This is a genomic window from Aeromonas sp. Prich7-2 (assembly GCF_017939255.1).
Lineage (GTDB): Bacteria > Pseudomonadota > Gammaproteobacteria > Enterobacterales > Aeromonadaceae > Aeromonas > Aeromonas caviae.
Window position 1 is genome coordinate 1 of sequence record NZ_JAGKRI010000272.1, and the last position, 295, is coordinate 295.

Below are 295 nucleotides of genomic sequence, written 5' to 3' on the forward strand. Positions count from 1 at the left end.
GCTGTCTCCAAACACACCACCACCATCACCCTGCTGTCGCCGTGCATCATATTGATATTGCCTCCTTCTGGCCAGGTTATACCGTCATCGCCCAAGCGCTTTCTGCCAACCATCACACCCTGTTTACCCTTGAGCCTCGCGCCGACCTGTTGCCCCGTTGTCGCCGATGCCTGCAACCCACGCCATTGATCCACGACCAACGTATCCGCCGGGTGCGTGAGCGAGACCTATTTGACCGACAAGTCTGGTTACAACTGCCTGTTCGCCGCGTCGACTGTCTGCGCTGTGGTCGCGT

1 pseudogene is annotated in these 295 nt (G+C 58.6%); it reads left to right on the top strand.

Annotation, left to right across the window (positions count from 1 at the left end):
* Positions 1-41: 41 nt before the first annotated feature.
* Positions 42-295: pseudogene (locus J9892_RS21595) on the top strand (transposase family protein); the annotation flags it as partial.